The organism is Streptomyces sp. SM1, assembly GCF_002910825.1.
GTDB lineage: Bacteria > Actinomycetota > Actinomycetes > Streptomycetales > Streptomycetaceae > Streptomyces > Streptomyces okerensis.
The window spans coordinates 1-8,689 of the sequence record NZ_NEUB01000383.1 but is presented as its reverse complement, the minus strand read 5'-3'; the positions used below and the strand labels follow the sequence as shown (position 1 = coordinate 8,689).

Sequence of the window (8,689 nt, the reverse complement as noted above, 5' to 3'; positions counted from 1 at the left end):
CGTGCCGCCGCGGCCGGCGCCGGGCTGCTCGTCACCTCGGAGCTGTTCCTGACCGGGTACGCGATCGGCGACGACCTCGGCCGGCTCGCCGAGCCCGCCGACGGCGACGCGGCCGACGCGGTCGCGGAGACCGCCACCCGGCACGGCCTCGCCGTCGCCTACGGCTACCCGGAACGCGACGGCGACACGGTGTACAACTCCGTCCAGCTCGTCTCCGCCGACGGGACCCGCCTCGCCGGCTACCGCAAGACGCACCTCTTCGGCTGCTACGAGCACGACCACTTCACCCCGGCGGAGCGGACCGTCGTCCAGGCCGAGCTCGACGGCCTCACGGTCGGCCTGATGATCTGCTACGACGTCGAGTTCCCGGAGAACGTGCGCGCCCACGCCCTGGCCGGCACCGACCTCCTCCTGGTGCCCACCGCGCAGATGCACCCGTTCCAGTTCGTCGCCGAGTCCGTCGTACCGGTGCGGGCGTTCGAGAACCAGATGTACATCGCGTACGTCAACCGGGTCGGCCAGGAGGGCGACCTGGAGTTCGTGGGCCTGTCCACGCTGGCCGCCCCCGACGGGGTCGTCCGCGCCCGGGCCGGCCGCACCGAGGAACTCGTCATCGGCGACGCAGACCCCGTCCTCCTCGCCGCCTCCCGTGAGAACAACCCGTACCTGCGGGACCGCCGTCCGGGCCTCTACGGGTCCCTCGTCTGAACTCCGAACCTCCTCCGTTCCACCCCTGCAAGGAGTCCGCAGCCCATGACGTCCACGGTGCCCAACGCCGTCGAGCACACCGACGAGCAGCAGCCGCCGATCACCATGTTCGGCCCGGACTTCCCCTACGCGTACGACGACTTCCTCGCCCACCCGGCGGGCCTCGGGCAGATACCGGCGACCGAGCACGGCACCGAGGTCGCGGTCATCGGCGGCGGCCTGTCCGGCATCGTCGCCGCGTACGAGCTGATGAAGATGGGCCTCAAGCCCGTCGTCTACGAGGCCGACCGGATCGGCGGGCGGCTGCGGACCGTGGGGTTCGAGGGCTGCGACCCCTCCCTGACCGCCGAGATGGGCGCGATGCGCTTCCCGCCCTCCTCCACCGCCCTCCAGCACTACATCGACCTGGTGGGACTGGAGACCCGGGCCTTCCCCAACCCCCTCGCCGAGGCCACGCCCTCCACCGTCGTCGACCTCAAGGGCGAGTCGCACTACGCCGAGACCCTCGCCGACCTGCCCCAGGTCTACCGCGACGTCGCCGACGCCTGGGCCAAGTGCCTCGAGGAGGGCGCCGACTACACCGACATGAACCGCGCCCTGCGCGAGCGGGACGTCCCGCGCATCCGTGAGATCTGGGCGAAGCTGGTCGAGAAGCTCGACAACCAGACCTTCTACGGCTTCCTCTGCGACTCCGAGGCGTTCAGGTCCTTCCGGCACCGCGAGATCTTCGGCCAGGTCGGCTTCGGCACCGGCGGCTGGGACACCGACTTCCCCAACTCCATCCTGGAGATCCTGCGGGTCGTCTACACCGAGGCGGACGACCACCACCGCGGCATCGTCGGCGGCTCCCAGCAACTGCCCCTGCGGATGTGGGAGCGGGAGCCGGAGAAGATCGTCCACTGGCCGTACGGCACCTCGCTGAAGACCCTCCACGTGGACGGCGAGCCCCGCCCGGCCGTGACCCGGCTCAACCGCACCGCGGGCAACCACATCACGGTGACGGACGCGGCCGGCGACATCCGCACGTACCGGGCGGCGGTCTTCACCGCCCAGTCCTGGATGCTGCTCTCCAAGATCGCCTGTGACGACTCGCTGTTCCCGATCGACCACTGGACCGCGATCGAGCGCACCCACTACATGGAGAGCTCCAAGCTCTTCGTGCCCGTCGACCGGCCGTTCTGGCTGGACAAGGACGAGGAGACGGGCCGGGACGTCATGTCGATGACGCTCACCGACCGGATGACGCGCGGGACGTACCTGCTCGACGACGGGCCGGACAGGCCCGCCGTCATCTGTCTCTCCTACACCTGGTGCGACGACAGCCTGAAGTGGCTGCCGCTGTCCGCGAACGAGCGGATGGAGGTCATGCTGAAGTCGCTCGGCGAGATCTATCCCAAGGTCGACATCAGGAAGCACGTCATCGGCAACCCGGTGACCGTCTCCTGGGAGAACGAGCCCTACTTCATGGGCGCGTTCAAGGCGAACCTCCCCGGCCACTACCGCTACCAGCGCCGCCTGTTCACCCACTTCATGCAGGAGGCGCTGCCCGAGGACAAGCGGGGCGTCTTCCTCGCCGGCGACGACATCTCCTGGACGGCCGGCTGGGCCGAGGGCGCCGTCCAGACCGCGCTGAACGCGGTCTGGGGGGTCATGCACCACTTCGGCGGCGAGACCGACCCGACCAACCCGGGCCCCGGCGACGTCTACCACGACATCGCACCGGTGGAGCTCCCCGAGGACTGACATCGGGGGCAGCCCGATGATGGCCCGGGACAAGGGAGTTGTTACTCCGGGCCGGGTCGGTCGAGTGCTTCGACGACCCCGCCGGAGCCGCGGAAGCCGGAGCCGCGGAAGCCGGTGCGGCGGGGTGCCGGGCCCACCGTGGCCCCGTCCCGGCCGGGTCAGTCCGGCAGAGGGGTGAGCAGCATACGGCCGGCGAAGCCCACCGCCGTGTCCAGACGTTCGGTGAACTCCCCGGCGACGTCCGGCAGTCCGCGCAGCGCCCACAGGGCGCGGGCCGCCGTCCAGGCGGCGTCCCGGGCGCGTTCCAGGCTCCACGAGCCGAGCAGATGCGTCAGCGGATCGGTGATCCGCAGCAGGTCGGGGCCCGGGGTCAGCTCCTCGCGGATGCGGTCCTCCAGCGAGAGGAGGAGATCACCCACGTCGTCGAACTCGTCCTCCAGATCGACGGGTTCGCAGGCCAGTGTGCGACAGGTGTCCACGACGGCCAGCGCCAGATCGTGACCGATGTGCGCGTTGACGCCCGCCAGGGCGAACTGCAGCGGGCGTACCCCCGGGTGGTGGCGGAACGCGAACAGCGGACGCCAGCAGGCCGGCGGCCGGCGCTCCTCGGACACCGCGTCGACGGCGGCCAGATAGCGCTCCGCGAACCGCACGTCCAGCGCGATCGCCGCGCGGGTGTCCGGGAACAGGCCGGCGTCGATGCGCCGGTCCACGGCCTCGGTCACGGCGAGGTAGACACGGTTGAAGACCGCGACCCCGTCCCGCGCCGGCAGGGCCGCGTCGAGGGCGCGCATGCGGGAGACGACCCCGTCCACGGGAGTCAGGACTTGTTCGCAATGCGCCATGAGCGCAGAGTGGCACCTTTACGGTGGTATCAGTGGCGGCGGGCCCGATGCTTCCCCGGAACGGGGGAACACACCCGCCGTGGGGGAGGGGGAGCAGTACTGTGTCAGGCCCGCGCGCCCAGCGCCTGTCCTCGCGGAGAGCCGAGCGCCGTCGTGCCGCCCGTCGCGGCACGATGGTCGCGGCGGCCTCCGTCGTGGTCGTGGTCGGCACCGCCACCGGGATGATCTCTGCGGTCGGTGACGGACGCGGCGCGGACGGGGCCCGCCCCCGGGTCTCCTCGTCCCCGCTCCTGCAACCCCTTCCCGCCGTCCCCTCACCCTCCCCGCCGGCGACCGGGTCCCCGTCGCCCGGGGCGAGTGCGGAGAAGAAGGCGCGAAGCGAGCCTTCACCGTCCCGGACCGTCAAGAAGCGGCGGACGACGCCCGTCTCCACACGTCTCTACCGCCACCCCGAGAGCCGGGTCCTGGACTGGGTCCGGGCCAACCCCGGCGATCCGCGCCGCGCGGTCATCGAGAACCGGATAGCCGACCAGCCGGCGGCCGTCTGGTTCGCCGACTACTCGCCGGACTCGATCACGTCCCGGGTGCGCGCCGTGACGTCCGGCGCCGCCGCGCAGGGCCGGACACCCGTCCTCGTGCCGTACGCGATCCCCGACCGCGACTGCGGCGGCCACTCCCAGGGCGGGGCGCCCGATCCGGGCGCCTACGACGCCTGGATCGACCGCTTCGCCGCCGGGCTCGGCGACGGCGAGGTCATCGTGATCCTGGAGCCCGACTCGATCGCCCAGTCCGCATGCCTCTCCGCCGGGCGGCGGGCCGACCGTTTCGCCTCGCTGGCCCGCGCCGGACGGACGCTGAAGGACGCCAACCCCCGGGCCCGCGTCTACTTCGACGCCGGGCACTCCGGCTGGAACGCGCCGGCCGGGCAGGCCGGCCGGCTGCGGGAGGCCGGGGCCGCCTCGGCCGCCTCCTCCGACGGCATCTTCAGCAACGTCTCCAACTTCCACGGCACGGCCGCCGAGATCGCCTACGACCGTGCCGTGCTCGACGCCCTGGGCGGTCCGCCGGGCCTCGGCGCGGTGATCGACACCAGCCGCAACGGCAACGGCGCCCCGGCGGACGGCGAGTGGTGCGACCCGGCGGGCCGCGCACTCGGCCGGAACCCGACGCTCAGCACCGGCGAGGCCCGCATCCACGGCTACCTGTGGGTGAAGCTCCCCGGCGAGTCCGACGGCTGCAAGGGAGCGCCGGGCACCTTCACCCCGTCGTACGCCTACGACTTGGCGCGCTGATCACCCTCGGCGCCGCCCGTGTCGTAGGAGGACGTCCCCTCGTCGAGCAGCGGCTCCTGCGTCTTGAGGTGGGCGGGAGCGAAGGCGCGCAGCGCGTGGTAGCCGGTGATGACCACCAGCGTGCCGAGTGCGATACCGCTGAGCGAGAAGGTGTCGGTGATCTCCATCGAGACGTTGCCGACGCCGACGATGATGCCCGCCGCGGCCGGTACGAGGTTCAGCGGGTTGCGCAGGTCGACCTTGGCGTTGATCCAGATCTGGGCGCCGAGCAGGCCGATCATGCCGTACAGGATGACGGTGATCCCGCCGAGCACCCCGCCCGGGACGGCGGCCACGACCGCGCCGAACTTCGGGCAGAGACCGAACAGCAGGGCGAAGCCGGCGGCGGCCCAGTAGGCGGCCGTGGAGTAGACGCGGGTCGCGGCCATCACGCCGATGTTCTCGGAGTAGGTGGTGTTGGGCGGGCCGCCGACGGCCGTGGACAGCATGGAGCCGACGCCGTCGGCGGAGATGGCGGTGCCGAGTCTGTCGTCGAGGTTGTCGCCGGTCATCTCGCCGACCGCCTTGACGTGCCCCGCGTTCTCGGCGATCAGCGCGATGACCACCGGCAGGGCGACCAGGATCGCCGACCACTCGAACGACGGGCCGTGCAGGGCCGGCAGGCCTATCCAGTCCGCCTGGCCGACGGCGGACAGGTCCAGACGCCAGTGGTCGGTGACCTTGCCGCTCGCGTCCGCTGAGTGGATCCGTCCGAAGACCCGGTCGAGGGCCCGGGACAGGACGTATCCGAAGATCAGCCCGAGGAAGATCGCGATCCGGGACCAGAAGCCGCGCAGGCAGACCACGGCAGACCGGTGAACAGCATCACGAACAGGGCGGTCCACTGGTCCTGCGGCCAGTAGGTGGAGGCGGTCACCGGCGCCAGGTTGAAGCCGATCAGCATCACCACCGCGCCGGTCACGACCGGCGGCATCGCGGCGTGGATGATCCGCGCCCCGAACCGCCGTACCGCGAGGCCCACCAGGAACAGCGCGGCCCCGACCACGAACACCGCGCCGGTGACGGTGGCGCTGGACCCGCCCTGGGCCCGGATCACCGCGGCGACGCCGACGAAGGAGAGCGAGCAGCCCAGGTAGCTGGGTACCCGGCCGCGGGTGGCCAGCAGGAAGACGATCGTCGCGACGCCCGACATCATGATCGCCAGGTTGGGGTCGAGACCCATGAGGACCGGAGCGACGAAGGAGGCGCCGAACATCGCCACGACGTGCTGGGCGCCCAGGCCCGCGGTGCGGGGCCAGGAGAGCCGTTCGTCGGGGCGGACCACCGCGCCGGGCGCCGGGGTGCGTCCGTCGCCGTGCAGTGTCCAGCGGACGCCGAGATCCATGGGCTGTCGCTTTCGTTCGTTCGGCCAGCGTGTCCGGACCATTGTGAAGGCTGGTCAGGGGTGCTTCGTACAGCCGGCCGGGCCCGGGCAGGCTCGGCTGAGCGTCTGCTTAGGATGAGGGGGTGCCGTCGTTCGATGTAAGCGGCACTCATCCAGTACGTCCCAGGAGCCCCACCCGTGACCGCCCACGCAACGCTCGCCCCCGCCCTCACCCACGGCCGCCTGATCCCCGTGACCGTCCACTTCGACGACCTCGACGCCCTGGGCCTGCTGCACAACGCCCGTTACCCGCTGCTGGTCGAGCGGGCCTGGACCGAGCTGTGGCACGACAACGGCGTCCGCTTCGAGGGCGACTGGGCCGCGGCCGGCGACGCCTGCAACGCCGTCAAGGAACTGCGCGTCACCTACGAGGCCCCCGTGACCCGGCCGGGCGCCTACACCGTCCACCTCTGGCTGGACCGGCTCGGCACCACCGGGCTCACCTACGGCTTCCGCTTCTGCTCGGCGGACGGGGCGGTGACCTACGCCCGGGGCAGCCGGGTACTGGTACGGCTCGACGCCGCGACCCTGCGCCCGGCGCCCTGGAGCGGGACGTTCAGGGACGCGGCTCGGGAACTGCTGCGTCCGGACGCGTGACCTTCCTGCGGTCTCCCGCGCGCAGGACGCCCGCGAACCCGGCGATGCCGCACGACAGCACGGTCACCAGGACGAACGACACCATCAGGCTGGTCGCCTGGGCCAGCAGTCCGATGGCGCTCGGGGCGATGAGCCCCGAGGTGTAGGTGATGGTCGCGACGCCCGCGATGGCGAGGCTCGGATTGGCGCCGCTGCGCCCGGCCGCGGCGAAGCACAGCGGTACGACCACCGCGATACCGAGCCCCATCAGCGCGAACCCGGCCATCGCCGTCACCGGATGCCCGGCAAGCACGATCAGCGCCCCGCCGAGCACGGCGACGACCCCGCTCGCGCGGACCGTACGCACCGCGCCGTAGCGGTCCACCACACGGTCGCCGGCGATCCGGGCGATCGCCATGGTGAGCGTGAAACCGGTGGTGCAGGCCGCGGCCAGACCGGCCGACGCGTCCAGCTGATCGCGAAGATAGACCGCCGACCAGTCCAGACTCGCGCCCTCGGCGAACACCGCGCAGAAACCGATCGCGCCGATGAGCAGCGCCGAGCGGGGCGGCAGCGCGAACCGCGGCGGCGGCTGCTCGTCCGCGGCGGGCTGCAGATCGAGCACCCACGCGCAGGCGGTGACACCCGCCACTGTCAGCACGAACGCGGCGAGTGCGTGGTGCAGCCGGGCGTCCGTGCCGAGGTGGGCGGCGACCGTGCCGGCCGCCGAGCCGGTCAGGGCGCCGGCGCTCCACATGCCGTGCAGCCCGGACACGATCGACTTGTCGAGACGGTTCTCCACCTCCACGCCCAGCGCGTTCATCGCCACGTCCGACATACCGGCCGTGGCGCCGTAGACGAACAGCGCCAGACAGAGCGTGAGCAGGCTCGGGGCGACCGACGGCAGGATCAGCGCGAGGGTCCACAGCGCGATCAGGCCGCGCAGCGCGTTCCGGGCCCCGAAGCGGTGGCTGACGCTCCCGGCCAGCGGCATCGCGACGGACGCGCCCAGCGCGGGGAAGGCGAGCGCGAGGCCCAGCTGGCCGGCGCTCACGCCCGCATGGTCCTGGATCCACGGGACGCGGGTCGCGAACGATCCGGTGACCGCCCCGTGCACGGCGAACACGGCCCCCACGGCGTACCGCGCCCGCCTCACCTCGCGTTGTGCGTACACCCCTGGCTTCATCGCCCAGCCCCTCCCGGTGGTCCGTTCTCTCAGGCGCCGCCGTAAACTATCAGGAACCCTGCCTGATAGATAAGGGGTTTCGAGTCCGTCCTCACTCCACCCGAGCCGCCGGTCCGTGCGCCGGCCGGTCCCGCCGATCTGGAAGGATCCCGGCATGGCCGCATCCCCGAGCACCGCCAGAGCCATCAACGACCGGCTCGCCCTGCGTCTGCTCCAGCAGGAAGGCCCGCTGACCGCCGGGCAGTTGAAGCAGCTGACCGGTCTGTCCCGGCCCACCGTCGCCGACCTCGTCGAGCGGCTCACCGCGGCCGGTCTCATCGCGGTGGCCGGCGAGGCGGGAGAGCAGCGCCGCGGCCCCAACGCCAAGCTCTACGGCATCGTCGCCGACCGGGCGCACCTGGCCGCGCTGGACGTCCGCACCGAGGGCGTCACCGTCGTCGTGTCGGACCTCGTCGGCGACGTACTGGCCGAGGCCGCCCTGCCCATCACCGGGGACGCGGGCACCGGACCGGCGGTCGAACAGGCGGTCACGCTGGTCGAGCGCACGCTGAAGGAGGCGGGAGCCGACCGGCTGCACACGGTCGGCATCGGGGCCCCCGGGCTGATCGATCCCGCGAGCGGCGAACTCCGGGACTCCACCAGCCTGCCCGAGTGGCACCGCCGTCTGGTCGCCGCGCTCCAGGAACGGCTGCCCGAGGCCCGGGTCAGTGTGGAGAACGAGACCAACCTCGCCGCGCTCGCCGAGCAGCGCGACGGCGCGGCCCGCGACCGGGACACCTTCGTCCTGCTGTGGCTGGGCCACGGCACCGGCGCGGCCGTGATCCTCGACGGCACGCTGCGCGGGGGAGCCTCCGGCGGCACGGGCGAGATCGGCTTCCTCCCGGTCCCCGGCACCCGCGGCCTGCCGTCGGCCACC

The 8,689-nt window shown here is 72.3% G+C and carries 7 protein-coding genes and 1 pseudogene; 5 read left to right on the top strand and 3 right to left on the bottom strand.

Annotation, left to right across the window (positions count from 1 at the left end; all coding sequences use genetic code 11):
• Positions 1–708, top strand: a 708-nt coding sequence (locus B9S61_RS09770; protein WP_103541911.1) for a carbon-nitrogen hydrolase family protein, incomplete at its 5' end; no start/stop codon positions are given.
• A gap of 45 nt (positions 709–753) precedes the next feature.
• Positions 754–2,451, top strand: coding sequence for an NAD(P)/FAD-dependent oxidoreductase (locus B9S61_RS09765; protein ID WP_103541910.1), 1,698 nt, complete (start codon positions 754–756; stop codon positions 2,449–2,451).
• Positions 2,452–2,609: 158 nt separating this feature from the next.
• Here B9S61_RS09765 and B9S61_RS09760 read toward each other — a convergent pair whose 3' ends face one another.
• Entirely contained in the window at positions 2,610–3,296 is a 687-nt protein-coding gene (locus tag B9S61_RS09760; protein WP_103541909.1) for a DUF5995 family protein, read from the bottom strand.
• A gap of 173 nt (positions 3,297–3,469) precedes the next feature.
• Between B9S61_RS09760 and B9S61_RS09755 the strand changes: the two genes are divergently transcribed.
• Positions 3,470–4,588: a glycoside hydrolase family 6 protein gene (locus B9S61_RS09755; protein WP_103541908.1), complete on the top strand. Its 1,119-nt coding sequence runs from the start codon at positions 3,470–3,472 to the stop codon at positions 4,586–4,588.
• Here B9S61_RS09755 and B9S61_RS09750 read toward each other — a convergent pair.
• A pseudogene (locus B9S61_RS09750) lies at positions 4,570–5,972 on the bottom strand (uracil-xanthine permease family protein). The gene B9S61_RS09755 and the pseudogene B9S61_RS09750 overlap by 19 nt on opposite strands.
• A gap of 177 nt (positions 5,973–6,149) precedes the next feature.
• Here B9S61_RS09750 and B9S61_RS09745 point away from each other — a divergent pair.
• The gene (locus B9S61_RS09745) at positions 6,150–6,608 is read left to right on the top strand and encodes a thioesterase family protein (protein ID WP_103541907.1); all 459 of its coding nucleotides are present in this window, start codon (positions 6,150–6,152) and stop codon (positions 6,606–6,608) included.
• Here the strand turns inward: B9S61_RS09745 and B9S61_RS09740 are convergent.
• On the bottom strand, positions 6,568–7,773 hold the full coding sequence (locus B9S61_RS09740) for an MFS transporter (RefSeq protein ID WP_103541906.1): 1,206 nt from the start codon (positions 7,771–7,773) through the stop codon (positions 6,568–6,570). The two genes, B9S61_RS09745 and B9S61_RS09740, sit on opposite strands and share 41 nt — an antisense overlap.
• A 154-nt stretch (positions 7,774–7,927) precedes the next feature.
• Here B9S61_RS09740 and B9S61_RS09735 point away from each other — a divergent pair.
• On the top strand, positions 7,928–8,689 hold a 762-nt coding region (locus B9S61_RS09735), incomplete at its 3' end, for an ROK family transcriptional regulator (protein ID WP_146064764.1).

Excerpts from the sequence above, each read along its gene's own strand:
- B9S61_RS09760 (WP_103541909.1), bottom strand. The coding sequence starts at position 3,296 with ATGGCGCATTGCGAACAAGTCCTGACTCCCGTGGACGGGGTCGTCTCC.
- B9S61_RS09755 (WP_103541908.1), top strand. The coding sequence starts at position 3,470 with ATGGTCGCGGCGGCCTCCGTCGTGGTCGTGGTCGGCACCGCCACCGGG.
- B9S61_RS09740 (WP_103541906.1), bottom strand. The coding sequence starts at position 7,773 with ATGAAGCCAGGGGTGTACGCACAACGCGAGGTGAGGCGGGCGCGGTAC.
- B9S61_RS09765 (WP_103541910.1), top strand. The coding sequence starts at position 754 with ATGACGTCCACGGTGCCCAACGCCGTCGAGCACACCGACGAGCAGCAG.